At 68.4% G+C, this 23,142-nt stretch carries 15 protein-coding genes; 8 read left to right on the top strand and 7 right to left on the bottom strand.

What is annotated here, in order from left to right; translation table 11 throughout:
- Positions 1-3 precede the first annotated feature (3 nt).
- From P2Q00_RS10255 to P2Q00_RS10240, 4 genes are all read left to right on the top strand, one after another.
- Positions 4-915 carry a sugar ABC transporter permease gene (locus P2Q00_RS10255; protein ID WP_275771647.1) on the top strand — a complete coding sequence of 304 codons (912 nt, stop codon included), beginning with the start codon at positions 4-6 and terminating at the stop codon, positions 913-915.
- A 212-nt stretch (positions 916-1,127) separates the two neighbouring features.
- Positions 1,128-2,789 carry a glycoside hydrolase family 13 protein gene (locus P2Q00_RS10250; protein WP_275771646.1) on the top strand — a complete coding sequence of 554 codons (1,662 nt, stop codon included), beginning with the start codon at positions 1,128-1,130 and terminating at the stop codon, positions 2,787-2,789.
- Between the two features lie 123 nt (positions 2,790-2,912).
- Positions 2,913-4,289 carry an alpha-amylase gene (locus P2Q00_RS10245; protein ID WP_275771644.1) on the top strand — a complete coding sequence of 459 codons (1,377 nt, stop codon included), beginning with the start codon at positions 2,913-2,915 and terminating at the stop codon, positions 4,287-4,289.
- A gap of 131 nt (positions 4,290-4,420) precedes the next feature.
- Positions 4,421-5,821: a glycoside hydrolase family 30 protein gene (locus tag P2Q00_RS10240; RefSeq protein WP_275771643.1), complete on the top strand. Its 1,401-nt coding sequence runs from the start codon at positions 4,421-4,423 to the stop codon at positions 5,819-5,821.
- A gap of 17 nt (positions 5,822-5,838) precedes the next feature.
- Here the strand turns inward: P2Q00_RS10240 and P2Q00_RS10235 are convergent, their stop codons facing one another.
- Positions 5,839-7,911, bottom strand: coding sequence for a carbohydrate-binding module family 20 domain-containing protein (locus tag P2Q00_RS10235; RefSeq protein WP_275771642.1), 2,073 nt, complete (start codon positions 7,909-7,911; stop codon positions 5,839-5,841).
- Positions 7,912-8,100: 189 nt separating this feature from the next.
- Between P2Q00_RS10235 and pulA the strand changes: the two genes are divergently transcribed.
- The 3 genes from pulA to P2Q00_RS10220 all read left to right on the top strand — a co-directional run bounded on the left by pulA (position 8,101) and on the right by P2Q00_RS10220 (position 15,569).
- Complete coding sequence (pulA, locus tag P2Q00_RS10230; RefSeq protein ID WP_275771640.1) at positions 8,101-13,476, top strand: pullulanase-type alpha-1,6-glucosidase; 5,376 nt, start codon at positions 8,101-8,103, stop codon at positions 13,474-13,476.
- Between the two features lie 72 nt (positions 13,477-13,548).
- Entirely contained in the window at positions 13,549-15,171 is a 1,623-nt protein-coding gene (locus P2Q00_RS10225; protein ID WP_275771639.1) for a fused response regulator/phosphatase, read from the top strand.
- 38 nt (positions 15,172-15,209) lie between these two features.
- Positions 15,210-15,569 (top strand): 5-carboxymethyl-2-hydroxymuconate Delta-isomerase, encoded by a 360-nt coding sequence (locus tag P2Q00_RS10220; RefSeq protein WP_275771638.1) that lies wholly within the window; start codon positions 15,210-15,212, stop codon positions 15,567-15,569.
- A gap of 106 nt (positions 15,570-15,675) precedes the next feature.
- Here the strand turns inward: P2Q00_RS10220 and P2Q00_RS10215 are convergent, their stop codons facing one another.
- The 5 genes from P2Q00_RS10215 to P2Q00_RS10195 form a co-directional block, all read right to left on the bottom strand.
- Positions 15,676-16,365, bottom strand: a complete 690-nt coding sequence (locus P2Q00_RS10215; RefSeq protein WP_275771637.1) for a TetR/AcrR family transcriptional regulator — start codon at positions 16,363-16,365, stop codon at positions 15,676-15,678.
- A 56-nt stretch (positions 16,366-16,421) separates the two neighbouring features.
- A complete protein-coding gene (locus P2Q00_RS10210; protein ID WP_275771635.1) occupies positions 16,422-17,462 on the bottom strand; it encodes a PDR/VanB family oxidoreductase in 1,041 nt (346 codons plus the stop codon).
- Positions 17,462-18,355 carry a metal-dependent hydrolase gene (locus P2Q00_RS10205; protein ID WP_275771634.1) on the bottom strand — a complete coding sequence of 298 codons (894 nt, stop codon included), beginning with the start codon at positions 18,353-18,355 and terminating at the stop codon, positions 17,462-17,464. The genes P2Q00_RS10210 and P2Q00_RS10205 overlap by 1 nt, the downstream gene beginning before the upstream one ends.
- A gap of 69 nt (positions 18,356-18,424) precedes the next feature.
- The gene (locus tag P2Q00_RS10200; RefSeq protein WP_275771633.1) at positions 18,425-20,344 is read right to left on the bottom strand and encodes a hypothetical protein; all 1,920 of its coding nucleotides are present in this window, start codon (positions 20,342-20,344) and stop codon (positions 18,425-18,427) included.
- A gap of 49 nt (positions 20,345-20,393) precedes the next feature.
- Entirely contained in the window at positions 20,394-20,921 is a 528-nt protein-coding gene (locus P2Q00_RS10195) for a tetratricopeptide repeat protein (protein ID WP_275771630.1), read from the bottom strand.
- A 131-nt stretch (positions 20,922-21,052) separates the two neighbouring features.
- On the opposite strand from P2Q00_RS10195, the gene P2Q00_RS10190 reads away from it, so the two are divergent.
- Entirely contained in the window at positions 21,053-21,469 is a 417-nt protein-coding gene (locus P2Q00_RS10190) for a hypothetical protein (RefSeq protein WP_275771629.1), read from the top strand.
- Between the two features lie 65 nt (positions 21,470-21,534).
- Here the strand turns inward: P2Q00_RS10190 and P2Q00_RS10185 are convergent, their stop codons facing one another.
- Positions 21,535-23,076: a DUF1996 domain-containing protein gene (locus tag P2Q00_RS10185; protein ID WP_275771627.1), complete on the bottom strand. Its 1,542-nt coding sequence runs from the start codon at positions 23,074-23,076 to the stop codon at positions 21,535-21,537.
- Between the last annotated feature and the right edge of the window lie 66 nt (positions 23,077-23,142).

The following is a 23,142-nucleotide window of genomic DNA, read 5'->3' as shown; positions in this document are numbered from 1 at the left end:
CCCATGAGCACCACCACTGTCGAGACCTCCGCCGCGACGACCGGGCAGAGCACCGCGCAGGCCGACCCGGGCGAGGCGCGCCGCCGCGGCGAGCGCAGCCGTCCGGCGTCGTTCGCCTCGCACGGCATCCTGATCGTCGCGAGCCTGATCGCGTTCTTCCCGGTCGCCTGGCTGATCTACCTGTCCCTCGGCCCGGACAAGGACGACTACCTCCACCCCGGCGGCATCTGGGCCAAGATGTCCTTCGCCAACTACTCCTTCGTGCTCCAGCACACGGAGTTCTTCGACTGGCTGAAGAGCTCGCTGATCGTCTCGCTGGGTACGACGGTCATCGGCGTCCTGATCGCCGCGACGACCGGCTATGCGGTCTCCCGCATGCGCTTCCCCGGCTACCGGAAGTTCATGTGGGTGCTACTGGTCACCCAGATGTTCCCGGTGGCCGTACTCATGGTTCCGATGTACCAGATCCTGTCGGACCTGCAGCTCATCGACAGCTACCTCGGCCTCGTCCTCGTCTACTGCTCGACCGCGGTGCCGTACTGCGCATGGCTGCTGAAGGGCTACTTCGACACCATTCCGTTCGAGATCGACGAGGCCGGACGCGTCGACGGGCTGACCCCCTTCGGCACGTTCGCGCGACTGATCCTGCCGCTCGCCAGGCCGGGCCTGGCGGTCGCCGCGTTCTACAGCTTCCTCACGGCCTTCGGTGAGGTTGCGTTCGCGTCGACGTTCATGTTGTCCGACACGAAGTACACGTTCGCGGTCGGGCTGCAGACGTTCGTGAGTGAGCATGACGCGCAGCGCAACCTGATGGCTGCGACCGCGGTGCTGATCGCGATACCCGTGTCCGCGTTCTTCTATCTCGTGCAGAAGAACTTGGTGACCGGTCTTACCGCGGGCGGCACGAAGGGGTAAGCGCCGCTGGGGAATTGGCCGTCGATCGTCTGCGGCTTCGTCGTGGCTGGTCGCGCAGTTCCCCGCGCCCCTTCGGGGCGCTGCCCCCCCCGAACCCCCCTTGGACCCGAGGCGGTCGCGGTGACCATCCGACCCCGCTGTGACCGCGGCCGCCTCGTCACCCACCGCCGTATCCACCTCTGACCCGATGACTCCGTTACGTATAGGACGCCATGAGCCAGCAGCACACCGCCATCGCCCCGGCACCGAACTCCGCCAAAGCCAAGCGCAGCGACTGGTGGCGGGACGCGGTGATCTACCAGGTCTATCCGCGCAGCTTCGCCGACAGCAACGGTGACGGCATGGGCGATCTGGAAGGCGTACGCTCCCGACTCCCGTATCTGCGCGACCTCGGTGTGGACGCCGTGTGGCTCAGCCCCTTCTACGCCTCCCCGCAGGCCGACGCCGGCTACGACGTCGCCGACTACCGCGCCGTGGACCCCATGTTCGGCAACCTCCTGGACGCCGACGCACTGATCCGCGACGCCCGCGAACTGGGCCTCAGGATCATCGTCGACCTGGTCCCCAACCACTCCTCGGACCAGCACGAATGGTTCAAGCGGGCGCTGCGGGAGGGCCCCGGCTCGCCCCTGCGCGACCGCTACCACTTCCGCCCCGGCAAGGGCGAGAACGGCGAACTCCCGCCCAACGACTGGGAGTCGATCTTCGGCGGCCCGGCCTGGACCAGGGTGCCGGACGGCGAGTGGTACCTGCACCTCTTCGCCCCCGAGCAGCCCGACTTCAACTGGGAACACCCCGCGGTCGGCGACGAGTTCCGCTCCATCCTGCGCTTCTGGCTCGACATGGGCGTCGACGGCTTCCGTATCGACGTGGCCCACGGCCTGGTCAAGGCCGAGGGTCTGCCCGACCTCGGCTCCCACGAGCAACTCAAGCTGCTGGGCAACGATGTCATGCCGTTCTTCGACCAGGACGGCGTGCATGAGATCTACCGCCAGTGGCGGCTCATCCTCAACGAGTACTCCGGCGAGCGTATCTTCGTGGCCGAGGCCTGGACCCCGACGGTCGAGCGCACCGCGAACTATGTCCGCCCGGACGAACTCCACCAGGCCTTCAACTTCCAGTACCTGTCGACGGATTGGAACGCGGACGAACTCCGCAAGGTCGTCGACCGGACGCTGGACGCGATGCGCCCGGTGGGTGCCCCCGCCACCTGGGTGCTCTCCAACCACGACGTCACCCGCCATGCCACCCGATTCGCCAACGAGCCCGGCCTCGGCACCCAGATCCGCCTGGCCGGCGACCGCGAACTCGGCCTCCGCCGGGCGCGCGCGGCAACGCTGCTGATGCTCGCGCTGCCGGGATCGGCATACGTCTACCAGGGCGAGGAACTCGGCCTCCCGGACGTCGTCGACCTCCCGGACGAGGTCCGCCAGGACCCCGCGTACTTCCGCGGCGCCGGCCAGGACGGCTTCCGCGACGGCTGCCGGGTGCCGATCCCGTGGACGCGCGAGGGATCGTCGTACGGCTTCGGGGGCGGCGGCAGCTGGCTGCCGCAGCCGGAAGGCTGGGGCGAGCTGAGCGTGGAGGCGCAGACCGGCGTCCCCGGCTCCACCCTGGAGCTGTACCGCTCCGCCCTCACCGTCCGCCGGGAGCAGCCCGACCTCGGCGCGGGCGACTCCGTCGAGTGGCTGCGCGCCCCCGAGGGCGTACTCGCCTTCCGGCGCGGGGAGTTCGTGTGCGTCGCGAACACGAGCGGCGAGTCGGTGACGACCCCGGCATACGGCCGCGTCCTGCTCACCAGCGGCGACGTGACCGAGGCGGACGGCGAGACGAAGGTACCGGCGGACACGACGGTGTGGTTCACCACCGCCTGAAATTTCTTGCATCAACTTCACACGGCCCGCTGCCTTTTCAGGCAGCGGGCCTTTAACATTCCCGTCATCGCAAGTTGGTTGAAAACTTTCAGCAAGAGCCTTCAAAGACGAAGGAACCCCCACATGGCATCCAGAAGATACGTTTCGGCGGCCGTCGCGCTCACCGCGGCCGCCGCCGTCATGACCCCCGGCACCGCCGCCGCCTCCCCGCCCGGCGCCAAGGACGTCACCGCCGTCCTCTTCGAGTGGAACTTCGCCTCCGTGGCCAAGGAGTGCACCAACACCCTCGGGCCCGCGGGCTACGGCTATGTCCAGGTCAGTCCGCCCGCAGAGCACATACAGGGCTCGCAGTGGTGGACTTCGTACCAGCCGGTGAGCTACAAGATCGCAGGCAGGCTCGGGGACGCAACGGCCTTCAAGAACATGATCAACACCTGTCATGCGGCCGGTGTGAAGGTCGTCGTCGACACGGTCATCAACCATATGTCGGCAGGCAGCGGGACCGGCACGGGCGGCTCGTCGTACACGAAGTACAACTACCCGGGCTTGTACTCCTCGGCCGACATGGACGACTGCACGTCCAAGGTCAGCGACTACACCAACCGCGCCAACGTCCAGAACTGCGAACTCGTCGGCCTCGCCGACCTGGACACGGGCGAGGAGTACGTCCGCGCCACCATCGCCGGCTATATGAACAGCCTCCTCGGCTACGGCGCCGACGGCTTCCGCATCGACGCGGCCAAGCACATCCCGGCGACCGACCTCGCGAACATCAAGTCCCGGCTGAGCAATTCGAGCGTGTACTGGAAGCAGGAGGTCATCTACGGTGCCGGAGAAGCCGTCCAGCCGACCGAGTACACGGGCAACGGCGACGTCCAGGAGTTCCGCTACGCCTACGACCTCAAGCGCGTCTTCAACAACGAGAAGCTGGCCTACCTCACCAACTTCGGCGAGGGCTGGGGCTATATGAGCAGCTCCGTCGCCGGTGTCTTCGTCGACAACCACGACACCGAGCGCAACGGCTCGACCCTCAACTACAAGGACGGGGCGAACTACACCCTCGCCAACGTCTTCATGCTCGCCTACCCGTACGGCGCCCCCGACATCAACTCCGGCTACGAATGGTCCGACGCGGACGCGGGCCCGCCCAACGGCGGCACGGTCAACGCCTGCTGGCAGGACGGCTGGAAGTGCCAGCACGCCTGGCCGGAGATCATCCGCATGGTCGCCTTCCGCAATGCCACGCGCGGCCAGTCGGTGACCAACTGGTGGGACAACGGCAACAACGCGATCGGCTTCGGGCGGGGCAGCAAGGGCTACGTCGCGATCAATCATGAGTCGAGCAGCCTGACCCGCACCTACCAGACGTCGCTGCCTGCGGGGACGTACTGCAATGTGCAGAGCAATACGAGCGTCACGGTGGACGGTTCGGGGCAGTTCACGGCCACCCTCGGCTCCAACACGGCATTGGCGATCTACGCCGGCAAGTCGAGCTGCTGAGCGATCGACAACAGCCAAAGAGGAACGTGGGATTGACGCTCGCAGAGTGTCGTCCTACGTTCCCTGCTGTCTATGGGAGCGCTCCCATATGTCTCTCATCCGTCTCCGTGCGTTCCTGTGAAGGGAGCACCATGCAGCGCAGACTCAGAAAGTGGGCGTTGACCTCCGTGGCCGCCCTGCTGACAGCCGCCGGCCTCACCGCGGTGGGCGCCCCGGACGCCTACGCCGCCACCACGGCCACCATCAACGGCTCCACCACATACCAGCCGATCGACGGCTTCGGCATCTCCGAGCACTTCGGCCGGGCCGCCATCATGAACGGCTCCCAGGGCTTATCGGCCGGGCACCAGCGCGAGATCCTCGACCTGCTGTTCAACCGCACCACCGGCGCGGGGCTGAGCATCCTCCGACTCGGCATCGACTCCGGCATCCAGCCGACCGATCCCGGCGGCCCGAACGCCACCCCGAAATACACCTGGGACGGTTACGACAAGGGCCAGGCCTGGCTGGCCAGGCAGGCCAGGTCGTATGGCGTGAACCGCTTCTACGCGGACGCGTGGACCGCGCCGGGCTACATGAAGACCAACGGCACGGACGCGAACGGCGGCACGCTGTGCGGCCTGTCGGGAGCCGCGTGCGCGAGCGGCGACTGGAGGAAGGCGTACGCCGACTTCCTTGTCCAGTACGCCAGGTTCTACGGCCAGGAGGGCATCGGCATCACCGACATCGGCTTCACCAACGAGCCCGACTGGACGGCGACGTACGACTCCATGCGGCTGACCCCGGCCCAGGCCGTCGAGTTCACCAAGGTGTTCGGCCCGATCGCGCACGCCGCCGGATACAAGGTCACTTGCTGCGACTCCTTCGGCTGGGACCAGCAGAAGAGCTACAGCAGCGCGATCGAGGCCGACGCGACGGCGCGGAACTACGTCGCCACGCACACCGGCCACACCTACGCGAGCGCTGTCGACGGGCCACTGCCGACCTCGAAGCGCACCTGGATGTCCGAGTGGTCCCCCAACGGCACCACCTGGAACGAGAACTGGGACGACGGCAGCGGCTACGACGGCTTCACCGTCGCCTCCGCGATCAACGACGCCCTCACCATGGGCAACACCAGCGGGTATGTGTACTGGTACGGCGCCTCGACGGGCGCCACCCGCGGCCTGATCCAGATGGACGGCGACAGCTACCACGTCTCGAAGCGCCTGTGGGCGATGGCCAACTACAGCCGCTTCATCCGCCCGGGAGCCACCCGCATCGGCGCCACGACCGGCGACTCGAACCTCAAGCTGTCGGCATTCCGCGGCACCGACGGGACAGTCACCGTCGTAGCGCTGAACGCGTCCACCAGCGCCAACCCGGTCACCTTCAGCCTGCAGAACACGGGGATCACCAACGGGACGGCGACCCCGTACCTGACGGACGGCACGCACAGTACGGCGCAACAGCCGACCGTGGCGGTCAGCGGAGGATCGCTGACCGCCACGGTTCCGGCTCGGTCTCTGGTCACCTACACCGTCAGGCGATAGAGCCCGATCACGCTCACTTACTTCCAGGTGTCACTCGTGGAGTACCCGGACGAACTGCCCGTCGTGTACGAGCGGTTCGTCCCGGACTCCCAGGTCACGGTCCCGGAGCTGTCCTTCTTGATGTACTTGTAAGTGAAGGCCGTGCTCTTCGGGACGATCACCAGCTTGCTCCACGTCGGGTACGACTCCGACGACAGCGGGATCGCGTCGCTCGTGTTCCAGGAGCCGAGGGAGGCGATGGAGCCGACGACGTAGACGTTGGTGCCGTAGTCGGTCGTCGCGTATTCGTTGAAGGTGACGTCGGTGGCGTCGGCGTCGGCCACATTCCAGGAGTTGTTCAGTGAGAGCGCCGAAGTCATGGTCGCGGCCGACCTGTTGGCGTTCGACTCCCAGGTGACGTTCCCGGACGAATCCTTCTTTATGTATTTGTAGGTGAAGGACGTGTTCGTCGGCACGCCGACCTCACCGGACCAGATCGGGTACCCGGACGACGAAAGCTGGATCGCCTTCGACGTGTCCCAGCCGCCCAGCGCCGAGATGGACCCCGCCACGTACACATTCGTACCGCTCGTCGTCGACGCGTACTCGTTGAAGGTCGCGCTCACCGTCGAGCCCGTCGAGCCGCCGCCCGTGTCATCGCAGCCCACCGTGCAGGTGTACGACGCGTTGTAGAAGGCGACCGCGCTCTTCGCGGGGATGGTGATCGAAGCGCTGCCGCTCGACACGGTCACCTTGGTCGCGCCGCCGTCGATGACATTGGCGTACGTTCCGTCGGCCATGCCCGTCGTGAAGCTGTAAGTCGCCGACGAGGAGCCGTTGTTGAGCGCGAAGAAGCCCGCACCCGAGCGCCCGAACCCGATCACGCTCGACGACTTGGTCTGCCAGTTGGAGACCGCCGCCGTGTCCACCGCGTTGTGCCAGGCCACCATGCCGACGACTCCGGTGTCGCGGTCCAGGCAGTACCAGGAGCCGCTGGAGCAGTCGGTGTTCGTGACGAAGCCGGACGAGTTCGGCGGCGCCTGGTCGCTCTGGGTCCACTCCCAGCTGGCGTAGACCGTCGGCGTCGACCACTTGTAGGCGAGCTGGAAGAGGTTGGCGAGCTTGTACGTGTCGCCGTCCTTGTACGACATGTGCAGGCCGTTGCGCTCGGTGTCGTGGTTGGTCACGAAGGACACCGAGTTGGCGGCCGGCAGGATGCCGCTGCTCTCCAGGGAGGACAGGTCGCTCACGTTCCCCTGGAACGCCGACTTCAACTTGCTCGCGTATGTGAAGTCCAGGACGTCGCCGGAGGAGTAGTAGTCCGACGGCTGTGGGGTCGAGCCGGGGTAGATCTCCTGGAAGACGTACGGCGCCTTCCCCGACGTGGTGTTCGTCAGCTTGGACTCGATCGTCGCGAGGTCGGTCTCGGGGATGTGCTTGGCCGCGTCCACGCGGAAGCCGTCAACTCCCAGCGCCAGCTGGGAGTTGAGGTAGTCGGCGAGGCCTGTGCGGACGTGGTCCGTGCCGGTCTTCAGGTCGGGCAGGCCCAGGAGTTCGCAGTTCTGGACCTGGGTGAGGTTCGAGTAGTCCTGGATGGTCAGGTCGGAGGTGGGGCAGTCCGAGGAGTCGTGGTAGTCGGAGCGGTCCCACTCGGGGGTGTCGTACTTGCTGGTGATCGTCGTGCCGTTGTAGCCGGTGCCGGTCTGGGCGGCGGTGTGGTTGATCACCGCGTCCGTGTAGACCTTGACGCCGGCGTTGTGGCAGGCGGTGATCATCGACGCGAACTTGGCCGCCGTACCGAAGCGGCTGTTCAGGTCGTAGGAGTACGGCTGGTAGACGTCCCACCAGTAGTAGTTGGACTGCTTGAGGGACTCGGCGGGCGGGGCCACCTGGATGGCGCCGTAGCCCGCCGGGCCCAGGACGTTTGTGCACTCCGAGGCGATGGAGTCCCAGTTCCATTCCCAGAGGTTGGCGATCACGTCGCCCTTGGCGGACGTGTCCGCGTGGGCGGTCGTGGCGGGCAGGGCTATCGCGCCGGCGAGTGCCAGCGCGCCGGCGGCCGCGGCACTGGCCGTGCGCCGGAAGACACCCGGGGGGCGGTGTCTGGTCATGTGCGGCTCCGATGAAGGGTGTTTGAGTTTCAACCAGTGGTGAGAGTGGGGGAGTTGAGAAGGCGCGTCAAGGTTGGCGTTGAAAGTTCTTGCTGTGGGTTTCAAGACTCTTGCTGTAAACCTTGCGTCAGCGGTACGGTCACGCGGGGTCGGACCCAAGAGAGCCGCTGTCGCTAGGAGTTCACACCGGTGATATACGTCAGACGGGTCGCGGCCGTCGCCGTGGCCGCCCTCGCCGCAGCCCTGATCCAGCCACTCGCAGCCCATGCGGACTCCCCGCCTCCGCCGCCCTCCGACGCCAGGCTCGCCGCCGAGCCCGCCCGGCACGACGACACCCGCGAGCAGTTCTACTTCGTCATGCCGGACCGTTTCGCCAATGGCGACACCTCCAATGACAAGGGAGGGCTGACCGGTTCGCGGCTCAGCACCGGCTACGACCCCACCGACAAGGGCTTCTACCAGGGCGGCGACCTCAAGGGCCTGACCGGCAGGCTCGACTACATCAAGGGCCTGGGCACCACGGCCATCTGGATGGCCCCGATCTTCAAGAACCGTCCCGTGCAGGGGACGGGCAGCAATGCCTCGGCCGGCTACCACGGCTACTGGATCACCGACTTCACCCAGGTCGACCCGCACTTCGGGACCAACAAGGACCTGGAAACCCTCATCTCCAAGGCGCACGCCAAGGGCATGAAGGTCTTCTTCGACGTCATCACCAACCACACCGCCGATGTCGTCGACTACAAGGAGAAGTCGTACGACTACCTCTCCAAGGGCGCCTTCCCGTACCTGACCAAGGACGGCCGGCCCTTCGACGACGCCGACTACGCGGACGGCAGCAAGAAGTTCCCCGCCGTCGACTCCGGCTCCTTCCCCCGCACGCCGACCGTCGCCGCCGCGGACAAGAACGCCAAGGTCCCCTCCTGGCTCAACGACCCGACGATGTACCACAACCGCGGTGACTCCACCTTCGCCGGTGAGAACGCCACCTACGGCGACTTCGGCGGCCTCGACGACCTGTGGACCGAGCGTCCCGAGGTCGTGCAGGGCATGGAGAAGATCTACGAGCGCTGGGTGCGCGACTTCGGCATCGACGGCTTCCGGATCGACACCGTGAAACACGTCGACATGGACTTCTGGACCCAGTGGGCGACCGCGCTCGACGCATACGCGGCCAAGCAGGGGCGCAAGAACTTCTTCATGTTCGGCGAGGTCTACTCCGCCGACACGTCCATCACCTCGCCGTACGTCACCCAGGGCCGCCTGGACGCCACCCTCGACTTCCCCTTCCAGGACGCGGCCCGCACCTACGCCTCCCAGGGCGGCAGCGCACAGAAGCTGGCGGCGCTCTTCGGCGACGACTACAAGTACACGACCGACAAGGCCAACGCCTACGAGCAGGTCACCTTCACCGGCAACCACGACATGGGCCGCATCGGGTACTTCCTGAAGCAGGACAACCCGAAGGCCACGGACGCCGAGCTGCTGGCCAAGGACAGGCTCGCCAACGAGCTGATGTTCCTCAGCCGCGGCAACCCGGTCGTCTACTACGGCGACGAGCAGGGCTTCACCGGCTCCGGCGGCGACAAGGACGCCCGCCAGACGATGTTCGCCTCGAAGGTCGCCGACTATCTCGACGACGACGAGATCGGCACCGACCGTACGCATGCGAGCGACTCGTACGACACGAGCGCGCCCCTGTATGAGCAGATCGCCGCGCTCAGCAAGCTCCGCAAGGACAACCCCGCGCTCACGGACGGCGTGCAGACGCAGCGGTACGCGGCCGACGGCTCCGGTATCTACGCCTTCTCCCGCACCGACGCCAGGACGGGCCAGGAGTACGTCGTCGTCTTCAACAACGCCGGCGACGAGAAGACAGCCAGCTTCGCGACCGGCTCCGCGAACATGAAGTTCCGCGGGATCTACGGAACTTCGGCCGACGTCACCTCCGACACCGACAAGAAGGTCACCGTCACCGTCCCCGCCGGGTCCGCCGTCGTCCTCAAGGCGGCCGGCAAGCTCGCCGAGCCGACGGCGAAGCCGACCCTCTCGCTCAAGGCCCCGGCCACCGGCGCCACCGGCACGGTGGAGATCTCCGCCGACGTCGACGGCGGCCGGCTCAACCGTGTCGTCTTCGCCGCGCAGACCGGCAACGGCAAGTGGAAGACGCTCGGCTCCGCCGACCACGCCCCCTACAAGGTCACCCAGGCCATCGGCAAGGACGTACCGGCCGGAACTGCCCTGCGCTACAAGGCAGTTGTCATCGATTCCGCCGGACGCACGTCAAGCGCGACCGCACAGAGCACCACCGGCACCCCGCCCGCCGAGGAGACCCCCACCGCCTCCTCCCGCGACTACGCGATCGTCCACTACAAGCGCACCGACGGCGACTACGACAACTGGGGCCTGTACGCCTGGGGCGACCTCGCCGACGGCGAGTCCACCACCTGGCCGGCCGGGCACCCGTTCATCGGACGGGACGCGTACGGCGCCTTCGCCTACGTCAAGCTGAAGCCCGGCGCCTCCAGCGTCGGCTTCCTGGTCGTCGACAAGGACGGCAAGAAGGACGTCTCCGCCGACCGCACGATCGACGTCACCAAGACCGGCGAGGTCTGGATCGAACAGGGCAAGGAGGCCGTACAGACCACACGGCCCGACTACCCGGCGCAGGACAAGACCAAGGCGGTCATCCACTACCACCGTACGGACGGGAACTACGACGGCTGGGGACTGCACGTCTGGACCGGCGCCGCGAACCCCACCGACTGGTCGAACCCGCTGAAGCCGGTGAAGACTGACGCCTATGGTGCGGTCTTCGAGGTGCCGCTCAACGACGGTGCCACCAGCCTCAGTTACATCATCCACAAGGGCGACGAGAAGGACCTCCCGGCCGACCAGTCGCTGGACCTCAAGGCGGGCGGCTATGAGGTGTGGCTGTTGAACGGCCAGGAGAAGTACCTGCTGCCCCAGCCGGCGGGTTCCGCCGCGGCCCTGGACCTGACCACCTCCAAGGCGATCTGGATCGACCGCGACACCGTCGCCTTCAACGGCTCCGACGCCGCCGCCTCCACCCAGCTGCTGTACTCCCACGACGGCTCGATCGCCGTGAAGGACGGTGCGCTGACCAGCGACGACGAGCGCTGGCTGCGGCTGGAGAAGACCACCCTCACCGACGCCCAGAAGGCCAGGTTCCCGCATCTGAAGGACTACACGGCCTGGTCCGTCGACCCGCGCGACCGCGACCGGGTGCGTGACGCGCTCGACGGCCAGATCGTGGCCTCCCAGAGGGCCGCGAACGGCGCCGTACTGGCGGCGACCGGCGTCCAGATCGCCGGCGTACTCGACGACCTGTACGCGAACGCCACCAAGGCCGAGCTGGGGCCGACCTTCCACAACGGCCGTGCCACGCTTGCCGTTTGGGCGCCGACCGCACAGAGCGTGTCACTGGAGCTCGACGGCTCGCTGAAGAAGATGAAGCGCGACGACTCCACCGGCGTGTGGTCCGTCACCGGCCCGGGGTCCTGGAAGGGCAAGGCCTACCGATACGTCGTCAAGGTGTGGGCGCCGAGCGTCCGCAAGGTCGTCACCAACAAGGTCACCGACCCCTACTCGGTCGCCCTCACCGCGAACTCCGAGCGGAGCCTCGTCGTCGACCTGGACGACAGGTCCCTGGCGCCGAGCGGCTGGTCGAGCCTCGTCAAGCCCAAGGCCGTACCGCTGAAGGACGCCCAGATCCAGGAGCTGCACATCCGGGACTTCTCCGTCGCGGACAAGACCGTGCCGGCCAAGGACCAGGGCACCTATCTCGCCTTCACCGACAAGAACAGCGACGGCTCGAAGCACCTGCGCGAGCTGGCGAAGTCGGGGACGTCGTACGTCCATCTGCTGCCCGCCTTCGACTTCGCGACCGTCCCCGAGAAGAAGGCGGACCAGGCGACGACGGACTGCGATCTCGCTTCCTACGCGGCCGACTCCGACAAGCAGCAGGAGTGCGTCGCGAAGATCGCTGCGAAGGACGCCTACAACTGGGGCTACGACCCGTTCCACTACACGGTCCCCGAGGGCTCGTACGCGACCGACCCGGACGGGACGGGCCGTACGGTCGAGTTCCGCAGGATGGTGAAGGGGCTGAACGAGGACGGTCTGCGGGTCGTCATGGACGTCGTCTACAACCACACGGCGGCCAGCGGCGAGGCGGACACCAGCGTCCTCGACCAGATCGTGCCCGGTTACTACCAGCGGCTGCTCGCCGACGGCTCGGTCGCCAACAGCACCTGCTGTGCCAACACGGCCACCGAGAACTCCATGATGGGCAAGCTCGTCGTCGACTCCGTGGTCACCTGGGCCAAGGAGTACAAGGTCGACGGGTTCCGCTTCGACCTCATGGGACACCAGCCGAAGGCCAACATCCTCGCGGTCCGCAAGGCCCTCGACGCGCTGACCCTCGCGAAGGACGGCGTCGACGGCAAGAAGATCATCATGTACGGCGAGGGCTGGAACTTCGGCGAGGTCGCCGACGACGCCCGCTTTGTGCAGGCCACGCAGAAGAACATGGCGGGGACGGGGATCGCGACCTTCTCCGACCGGGCGCGGGACGCGGTGCGCGGGGGCAGCCCCTTCGACTCGGACCCCGGCATCCAGGGCTTCGCGTCCGGGCTGTACACCGACCCTAACTCGTCGACGGCCAACGGGACTTCGGCCGAGCAGAAGGCCCGTCTGCTGCACTACCAGGACCTGATCAAGGTCGGGCTGTCCGGCAACCTCGCCAAGTACCGCTTCACCGACACCGACGGCAAGGCGGTCACCGGCGCGGAGGTGGACTACAACGGCCAGCCGGCCGGTTACGCGGACGCCCCCGGCGACGCCGTCGCCTACGCCGATGCGCACGACAACGAGTCACTGTTCGACGCCCTCACCTACAAGCTGCCTGCCTCGACGAGTGCGGCCGACCGGGCCCGGATGCAGGTCCTCGCGATGGCGACGGCCACCCTCTCGCAGGGACCGTCCCTCTCCCAGGCGGGCACCGACCTGCTGCGTTCCAAGTCCCTGGACCGCAACTCGTTCGACAGCGGCGACTGGTTCAACGCCATCCACTGGAACTGCACGGACGGCAACGGCTTCGGGCGGGGACTGCCGATGGCAGCCGACAACCAGTCCAAGTGGTCATACGCAAAGCCCCTGTTGAGCACGGTGAAGGTGGGCTGCCCGCAGATCGAGGGCGCCTCGGCCGCATACCAGGACCTGCTGAAGATCCGTACGACCGAGAAGGCGTTCTCCCTCGGCACGACCGACCAGGTGCAGTCGAAGCTCTCCTTCCCGCTGTCCGGGAAGGACGAGACGCCCGGCGTGATCACCATGGAACTCGGTGATCTCGTCGTCGTCTTCAACGCGACGCCGAGCAGGCAGGAGCAGCACGTCGACTCCCTGGCCGGGACCGGCTACCGCCTGCACCCGGTGCAGGCGAAGGGCGCCGACCCTATCGTCAAGTCCTCTTCCTATGAGCGGGAATCGGGCACGTTCGCCGTTCCGGGACGCAGTGTCGCCATATTCTCCCGGATCTCCTGATAGGGGCATTACTTTGGTGGGGCAGACCGCGAACCGCGGTCTGCCCCACCAGCGTTGTCCAAGGGCTGAAAGATGGACCTCCACGGCAAGCTGACAGACACGACCGTGCTGGTCGTGGACGACGTGGCGGCCAGCCGGTACGCCATGGGCACCGTGCTGCGCCGGGCCGGACACCAGGTCGTACCGGTCGCCAGCGGCGGGGAGGCGCTCGTCGAACTCGACGTACGGCTGCGCAAGGGCATCCTGCCCGACGTGGCCCTCGTCGACGTCGACCTGCCGGACATGAGCGGCTTCGAGCTGTGCCGGCGGCTCAAGGAGCGGCCGCACATGGCGGGCCTGCCCGTGGTGCACTTCTCGGCCGCCGCCGTCGCCCCGGGCGACCGCTGCCAGGGGCTGGACGCGGGCGCCGAGACCTATCTGACGGTGCCTGCCGAGCCCGAGGAGATCGAGGCGGTGATCCGGGCCGCGGTGCGCACCGCCCGGCTGCGCGCCGACGACCAGGCGCTGGTACGGCGGCTGACTCTGCTGTCGCAGGCGATCGTCACCATTCAGTCGGCGCGCTCCCTGCAGGAACTCGCCGACGCGGCCGCCGACGGCACCTCGCGGCTCATCGGCGGTCCCGCCGCCGTGTTCGTCCTCGGTCCGGACGACGAGCTGTACCGCGGCATCTCCCGGGACCGCACCTCCCTCGCCCTGCCGGACGCGGGCGCCCACCGCACCGTGGCCGGTCTGCTGCGGCGGCTCACCCGCGGGCAGGCCGGGGTGCAGATCACCACGGTGCCCGCGCCGCTGTGGCCCGCCGGGTTCTTCCGGCCCGGCGTCCAGCACGACGCGCGGCTGGCGCTGGTCCTCACCCAGGACGGCCAGGCCCCGGTGTGTCTGGCCACGCCCACGCGCGGGGTGCGCCGGGTGAATCCCGAGGAGGAGACCCTGGTGGCCCAGCTGGCGCAGGCCACCGCGCTCGCCGCCGAGCCGCTGCTGATGTACCAGGTCGAGCGGCATGTTGCCCTCACCCTCCAGCACAGCTTCCTGCCGCAGCCGCACCGGCTGCCCGAACTGCCCGGTATCGATGTCGGCGTCCGCTATGTGCCCGCGTCCCGGGAGACCGAGATCGGCGGCGACTTCTACGCCGCCCTGCGCACCGCGGAGGGCGTGCTCACCGCGGTCGGCGACGTCGTCGGGCACTCGCTGGAGGCGGCCACCGTCATGGTCGAGATCCGGCATGCGCTGCGCGCCTACTGCGTGGAGGAGAACGATCCGGCCGTGCTCGCCGAGCGCCTCGACCGGATGCTGCAGCACTACCACCCCGAGGTCACGGCCACCGTCTGCCTGGTCCTGATCGACCCCGAGACCGGACGCACCCGGATCGCCAACGCGGGCCACATACCGCCGCTGATCCTGCGCAGCACAGACGACGCCGAGTACGCCAAGGCCGACGGCCCGTTGCTCGGCCTCGGCCTGCCCCACCCGCCGCCCACCGAGCTGTTCCTGGAACCCGGCGACCGGCTCCTCATGGTCACCGACGGCCTCATCGAGACCCGGGGCACGGACCTGAGCCTCTCGATGGAGCAGCTCCGCTCGGCGGCCGTCGGCGCGCTGCCCGGTCTGGACGCCCTGTGCGACACCCTCCTGGCCTGCTTCGGTCACGACCGCGAGGACGACATCGCGATGCTCGCCCTCCAGCTGAGGAATTAGGCTGCTCCCGTCGCTGCCGTTCTGGAACAGGAGTGCCCATGCCGCAGATCACCGTCGACCACTCGAAGTCGATCAGCTTCGACCGGGAGGGCTTCGCCCACGACCTGCACACCGCGCTCGTCGAGATCGCGGCGGCCAAGCCGGAGGCGTGCAAGACGCAGTTCCGCGCGTCCGAGGTCACCGCGTTCGGCTACGAGGACCCGGCGGACCACGGGCACGCCGTGGTGCACGTCATGATCGGACTGCTCGTCGGCCGCACCGAGGAGACGAAGGCGAAGCTCACCGAGACCGTCCTTGAGCTGCTGCGGAAGCACGTCGAGGACGACGGCCATGCGGTGCTGCACGCTTCCGCCGAGGTGCGGGACCTTGATGCGTCGTACCGGAAGTTCGAGCGCTGAGCGCTCCGCTGGGGGAGCCGCGATGGGTTGTCGATCGTCTGCGGCGCCGTTGTGGCTGGTCGCGCAGTTCCCCGCGCCCCTTTGGGGCGCTGCCCGAACCGCCGGTTTAGGAGGCCAGGGCGAGTAGGCGGGAGACCAGGTCCGCGAAAGGCCCGTCCGGTGGTTCGTCCTTGAGCATGCGGCGGATCAGGGTGCCCATCTCCTCGTCGTAGGCCGCGCTCACCGCTGCCAGGGCGGCGAAGTCGTGTACGAGTTGGGACTCCAGTTCGGCGCGTGGGATGCGGCGGCCGTCCAGCCAGATCAGTGCGGTGGACTCGGCGAGGGAGATCCAGGAGCGTACGACCAGTTCCAGTCGCGCGGGCGGATCCTGGACGCCCAGATGCGACAGGATTTGTTCGTACGCGGCCTGGCGTACGGAGTCGATGAGCGCGTTGGTTGCAGAGGAGCCTACGGCCGGGCCGCCGCGCATCAGGGCGGAGAAACCCGGCCCGTGGTCGTCCACGAAGTCGAAGAAGCGGCGCATCGCCCGCAGCAGCCGTGCGCCCAGCGGACCGTCCTGCGGTTCCTTGAACCGGCCCGCCAGGTCGTCCGCCGCACGCCTCAACGCGGCCTCGTAGAGGCTGAGTTTGCCGGGGAAGTAGTGGTACACCAACGGGCGGGAGATGCCCGCGGCGGAGGCTATCTCGTCGATGGAGACGTCGTCGGGAGAGCGCTGGCTGAACAGTTCGAGGGCGACGCCGATCAACTGCTGCCGCCGCTCTTCGACTCCCATTCTGCGGCGTACCCCGGTAGTCATGCGAACACCTTACCGATCGGATCCGGACCACAACGGACCGGACCGGCCACGGGTGTTCACATATCCAGCACGAGACGCTCACTTCGTGCCCGCGAAACGCAGATCAACATCGAGTCGGCGCGCTCGGCATCCGTCAGCAACTCGTCCCGGTGCTCCACCTCGCCTTCCAAGATCCGCTGTTGGCAGGTTCCGCAGAAGCCCTGCTCGCAGGAGTAGGCGGTGTTCGGCAGTTCGGCGCGCACGGCGGCCAGCACGGTCGAGTCGGCCGGCACGGTCAACGTCCGTCCGCTGCGGCGGAGTTCGACCTCGAAGGCGCCGTTGCCGTCGGCCGACGTATGAGGTGTGAACCGTTCGAGGCGGACCTGTGGGAACCGGGCCTCCATCGCAGCGATGAGCCCCTCCGGTCCGCAGCAGTACACGGCGGCGCCCTCGGCCGTGTCCGCCAACAGCCCGTCGAGATCGGGCAGTCCGTCCTCGTCCTCGGCGACGACGGTCACCCTGTCCCCGCCCAGCTTCTCGATCTCCTCCAGGAACGGCATCGACGCCCGCGTCCGCCCGCCGTACACCAGCCGCCACGGCGTGCCGCCGGGAAGCGCCCGCAGCATCGGCAGTACGGGAGTGATCCCGATGCCGCCGACGACGAAGACATACGAAGGGGCGTCGACCAGCGGGAATCGGTTCCGCGGCCCGCGCACCTCCAGCTCCATCCCCTCCGCCACCTGCTCGTGCACCTCGCGCGAGCCGCCCCGCCCGTCCTCGATCAGCCGCGTGGCGACGGTGTAAGACGAGGTGTCCTCCGGGTCGCCGCACAGCGAGTACTGCCGCACCAGCCCCGAAGGCAGCACGAGATCGAGATGCGCCCCGGGCTCCCAGCGCGGCAAGTCCCTTCCCTCCAGGCGCAGTTGTACGACGCCGTCGGCGACCGTCTCGCGCGAGGCGACCAGCAGCCTGAGCGCCCGCGACCGGGGCCGCCCGGAGGTCGGGTTCTCCAGGGCGGGGATCGGCCACAGCGGCGAGGCCTGGATGCGATGCCGCATCGCCCGCCTGACCAGCATCGCGGCGCCCGCGACGACCACGACCGTGCGCAGCTTCGGCATCACGCGGCTCCCTTCTCCGCCGCGAGGGCCGCGATCGCCGCGGGGGAGGAGGCGAGATAGGCGACGGCCTGCTCGGTGGAGCCCTCCTGGGAGGGGTGGTAGGAGTGGCTCAGATACCGCGGGATGGACTTGATCATGTCGCCGGTCGTCGGCAGGGTGCCTCGCCTGCCGCGCACGTAGAGGTCCTTGAAGCTCGCCTTGCCGTCGATCAGTGTCGGATCGTTCTCCATGAAGAAGCGCGCCCCGCGCTGCCACAGGAACACGATCGCGGCGAACGCCGTGGCCCAGGTGCGCACGCGCCGCCGGTAGCTGCCGTCGACGTGCATGAACAGGTCGAAGGCGACGGACCGGTGCTCGACCTCCTCGGCACCGTGCCAGCGCAGCAGGTCCAGCATGGTCGGGTCGGCGCCGCGCCGGTCCAACTCCCCGGCATTGAGGACCCAGTTGCCGAGGAACGCGGTGTAGTGCTCGATCGCCGCGATGATCGCGACCCGCTCCATCAGCCACCACCTGCGCGCCCGGCCGGGCGGCAGCGTCCGGTCGCCGAGCAGCTTCTCGAAGAACCAGTCGACCTGCGCGGTGTACGGCGTCGGATCGAGCCCGAGCTCCCTGAGGTGCGGCAGGACCTCGTCGTGGGCCTGCGAGTGCATCGCCTCCTGCCCGATGAACCCGATGACGTCCTCGCGCAGCCGGTCGTCCCGGATGTACGGCAGCACCTGCTTGTAGACGTGCACGAACCACCGCTCACCGGCGGGCAGCAGCAGATGCAGCACATTGATGGTGTGCGTGGTGAACGGATCCCCAGGCACCCAGTGCAGCGGTGTCTCCTCCCACGAGAAGGACACCTTCCGCGCCTTGAGGGCGACCCGCTCCGAGGCCTGCGTGTTAGACATGGTGTCAATGTACTGACGGGTAAGTCCGAGGGAAACCCTCCTGCAGTCACTTGTTGACGCCCACGTCAGCTAGCGCAGCCCGCTGATGGGCCTACCGTCCTCCAGGGTCCCCTTCAGCTCGGCCCGCACCCCCTGCTTGGTCCGTACGGCCAGCAGGCTGCCCGGGGCGGAGGCGCTGACCTCTCCAGTCGTACCGACCGACGACGTTCCCTGGCTTCCGGCGGCGAGCAGGAACCAGTTCCCCGCCTCCGACTTCCACAGCACCCCGGCCAGCACATGCGGGTCCTTCGGCCCGCAGGTCGGCACGTTCTCCGCCTTCGCCGCGACCGCCCCGTATGTCCCGCCCGGCGTGTGGAACTGCGCCAGTACCCGCGTCCCGCCGCCCCGCCAGGTGTCGGCCCGCGTGCACAGCCAGTCCGCCGAACCGCTGCCGTCGGGCAGCGGCTGACGGCCGTACGCCCAGGCGTTGACCGTGCGCACGCCCGCCGAGCGCATCGAGGCCAGCGAGCAGGCGTACGGCGCCCAGGTGTGCAGCGCCTGCCGGCCCAGGACCTCGCGGGTGGCGCCGGGGAGTCCCGTGGTGAGGTGGGCGGGGATGAGCTCGCCGAGGTCGGTGCTCAGGCGGGTGCCGGTCGGGTCCGTCAGCTGGAGCACCTTCCATGACGTGCAGTCGCCGGGCTGGGCGGCGGGGCTGGCCAGTGGTGCGGTGACGCCGTCGGTCAGGGCGAGGGCCGTCGTGCCGGTGCCCGGCTTGAGCAGGTCGCGCTCGGCGGCCTGCGTCACCCAGGGGGCCGTCAGATAGCGGACGTTGCCGTCGGCCCGGTCCAGGACCAGCGCGCTCGCCTCGGACCGGTCGGCGCCGTCGACCCGCGCGAAGTCGAGGGCGGCGCCCTTTGTGCTGTTGGTCGGCTCGGCGTAGCGGGCGATGCGCAGACCGTCGTAGAGCAGCACCACGCGTGCGCTGTCGACGGTCCCCGCATAAAGGAGCTGGGGCGGGCCGGACGGGCCGCCGGAGGGGGTGCCCGGGGTGGCGGAGACCTGGACGCTCTCGCCGGGGCGGGCCCAGACGGCGAGGGCGCGGTGCAGCAGGGCCTTGTCGCCGGTGAGGTCGCCGCGGGCCGGCCAGACGGAGAAGTCGCTGCGCGCGGCGGCCTCCCAGGCGGTGGGGGCGACCCGCAGCAGCTTGGCCGGGTCGAGGGCGGCTTCGGCGGCCGGGTTCTGCGCATATGCGGGAGCGGCCGCGCCGTCGGGGCCCCAGCCGCCGCCGGGCAGACCGAGCAGCACCCCGCACACAGCGACCGCCGCGGCGGCCGCGAGCGCGGCCTTGGTGTGCTGTCTGCGCCGCATCAGGTCGGTGGGCCGCGCGTGCAGCGAGCAGGGGTCGAACTCCGGGGAGTCGAGCAGCGCGTACTGCTCCGGGAGGTCGTCGGCCTCCTGGAGCGCTTCCTGCGGCTCCTCGCAGCCGGCGGCGGTCAGCACTTTGCATACGTCGCCGTCGGGGAGTTTCTCCAGGCCGCGCAGGACGTAGGCGGCGCGGGCGGGGCCGGACAGGGCGGACAGGCGCTGGTCCAGGGCGAGTTCGTCGGCGCCGCCCGAGCGCGGGAAGAGGCGCAGGCCCCAGACCTGGGGGAGCAGCGGCGGCAGCTGGGACCGCTTGGGGAGCGCCGTGCGCTTCAGCGGCAGGCCCGCCTCCAGGGCCGTACGCAGCACCTGGAGGCGGACGAAGGCGTAACCGGGGTCGCCGTCACGGCCCGTCGAGCGGGCCGGGATCGCGGGCGCCTGCGTCCGGCCCCTGGGCAGGGCGCGCTGGGTGAGGGCGTGTGCGGTCACCACGCGCCGGTTGCGGCCGAGGCTCGGCGGCAGCACCAGGTAGGCGATCCTGACCAGCCGCGGGTAGTGCTCGACGAGCGCGGCCTCGGCCTGTTCGACGTCTACGGCCAAGTCGGAAGGGGACGGTGCGGGGCGCGGGGCGACATCCTGTGACTGCACGTTCAGCAAAACGAGCGAATCGTCGGATAGTCACCGCCACCTGCGCGACTTACCCCTGGGGCTCGACCAGCGCCCGCGCGTAGTTCCCCATCGAGCGCTGGTAGCGGGGGAGATGGGGTGCCAGGGCGCCGAGCACCAGGGACAGCCCCTCGCGGTCCCGGCCGAGGCTGGACAGGCACAGCGCCAGACACGCCCGTACCGCGTCGTCCAACTCGTCGGAGGGCGCGTCCAGCTCGGGTGTCAGCAGCTTGACGCCCTCCTCGGCCCGGCCGATGTTCCGCAGCGAACTCGACATCTGGATCTTGGCCCTGCGGCCCTTGTACTGGCTGACCTCGCTCAGCCCGCGGTCCAGCGCCTCCCGGTACAGCGGCTCGGCCTTGTCCGAGTGACCGGTCGAGTCCCAGGCGGAGGCCTGCTCGAACAGGCCGAGGGGGCTGCCGTCGGGCAGCTCGGCGGCCAGGGAGTCGATCACGGCCCGGAAATCGGCCGCATTTTCCTCCGCGTAGTCGTCGAGGGTGGCCCAGGCGGCGGTCACACGATCTTCCCAGTCTTGATTCACTGGACCACCCTGGCACACGCGTTACACGGGAGACAGCCGTAATTTTGAGCCGTCGGAATTCCAGCCGTTGAGCCAGTCGGCATCGACAGCCGTATGGAAGGGGACGGGCCCAAGGGCCAGCAGAAGCGACCCGGAGGAACGAGGAACAGATGAGGTTGACCCGACCGATGCTCGCCATGGCCGGAGCCGCGGCGGTCCTGGCGCTGGCGGGCTGTGGATCCGCAGACAGTGATGCGGCCGCCAAGATCCCCGCCGCCGCCACCGGCAGCCTGGAGAGCCTGGCCGCCAAGGTGAAGTGCAAGCCGGACATGCAGATCGACTCCGACGAGGTCCGCCAGGCCATCTGCAAGACCTCCGACGGCAAGTACGTCTTCGCCACCTTCGCCACCGACCGCGGCCAGCGCGAGTGGATCAACGACGCCAAGGACTACGGCGGTTTCTACCTCGTCGGCCGCAAGTGGGTCGCCGTCGGCGACGACAAGGTGGTCAAGGCGCTGCAGACCACGCTGGGCGGTGACGAGGAGATCGGCACCAACCACAGTGCGCACAGCGGGCACAGCGGCTGAGCTTCGCGAGGCATACGAAAAGCGGGCGGTGGGAGATTCCCACCGCCCGCTTCTCTAGGGGCTCGTCACTGGCAACGCTGCCCGTTGTTGATGCAGTTGGCGATCTTGGTCGCCAGGTTGTTCTTGAAGACCGCGATGAAGTCGTCGTGGTCGGTGGCTGCCTTGTGGAGCTGCTCCGGGAAGCCGTCCACCGCGTAGGCGTTCTTCACCTGGCCGTTCTGCAGGACCGGCGGGGTGATCTTGTACACCAGGCGCATCGTCAGCTGCGGGATGGCCTTGAAGCCGTTGGCGCAGTTGCCGGCGGCGTCGGCGAACGCGACGTGCGTACGGTGGTTGGCGCTGTCGATGTTCGTTCCGTCCCAGCAGGACTGGAAGGCGAACGTGCGGACCACGTTGCTGCCCTGCGGGCAGATCGGGTACTGCGTCGTCAGCTGGACCTTGTTCTCGAAGCCGGTGCAGGACCAGTGCGCGTTGGCGTTCGCCAGACCGTTGGTGGTGGTCTTGGCGTCACCGGTGATGATGCGCAGGAACTGCGGCATCGCCGTGACCTTGCTGGTGGGCGAGCCGACGTACTTGATCTGGGCCTGGACCGGCGTCAGGATCTTGCCGACGTTGCCCTCGGTGCCACCGCCGGCCGCGTTCTGGTCGAAGTCCTGCGTGCCGTCCTGGATACGCACCACCGGCCAGTAGTAGGCCGACAGGTCGCTCTGGTTCTGGCAGCTGGTCTGGTCCGCGATCAGCGTGTTGTTGTTGGCGAACGCGTCGACCTTCTGGTTGCCGACGTAGTCGTGCAGGTGGTGCGCGCCGTTGGTCACGCCGGGCGCCACGATCACGTTGTCGGTGTTGTGGTTCTTGTTCGCGTTCACACCGCAGCGGGTGATGAAGGTACCGGTCGAGGCATTGCCGGACTTCTGCGGCTTCGCGGCGACGTTCGGCTGGACCTTGGTGATGTCCACGAAGTCGGCCGCGACGGGGCCGTTGCCGGCCTGACCGCCGATGTTCTGACCGGCACCTGCGCTGGCACTGGCGCTCGGGTTGGCAGAGGCCTGGCCGCCCTGCTGCTGACCGCCCTGCTGCTGACCGCCGTTCTGCTGCTGGCCGCCGTTGTTCTGGCCACCGGCGTTGGTCTGGTTGGCGGTCTGCGTCGTACAGGCGGCGAGGGCCTGCAGCCCGGCCGCGTCGGCCTGACCGCCCACCCGCTGGATGTCGATGCGGATCCGGTCGAGGGTCGCGGCCCGCTTCTCCTTCAGGGGGCCGACGATCGCGTTCTGCACGAAGTTGGCGTCCTGCGTCTGCGCCTGTCGCGTGGAGGCGAGCCGGGCGTAGGCCTCGGTGATCTGCTTGTCGAGGTTCGCCAGTTCCGTCGCCACACCCTGCTGGGCCTTGGCCGGAATGTTCGTCAGCTTCTGCTGCACGTCAGGGCAGGCGATCGTGGCGACCTGACCGGTGGCGGCCTTGGTCTGGTTCTGCCCCGAGTTGTTCGACTCGTGCGCCGAGGCGTAGAAGTTCGCCCAGATCAGCCCGCCCCCACCGAGCGCTAGGGCCGCCGATGCGGCTATGGCCTTGGTGGCCAGCGGCGTACGGCGTTTTCGTGTGTTGCGTCCCATGGAACTCCTCTGACTTCCTTGCGGGCTTGGCGGGGCATCGAGGCGCCCGACAGGAGTGAAGCGGCG

The organism is Streptomyces coacervatus (assembly GCF_029223485.1).
Classification (GTDB): domain Bacteria; phylum Actinomycetota; class Actinomycetes; order Streptomycetales; family Streptomycetaceae; genus Streptomyces; species Streptomyces coacervatus.
Note: the sequence above shows the minus strand (reverse complement) of the source record. Positions and strands in the feature narration are given on the sequence as shown.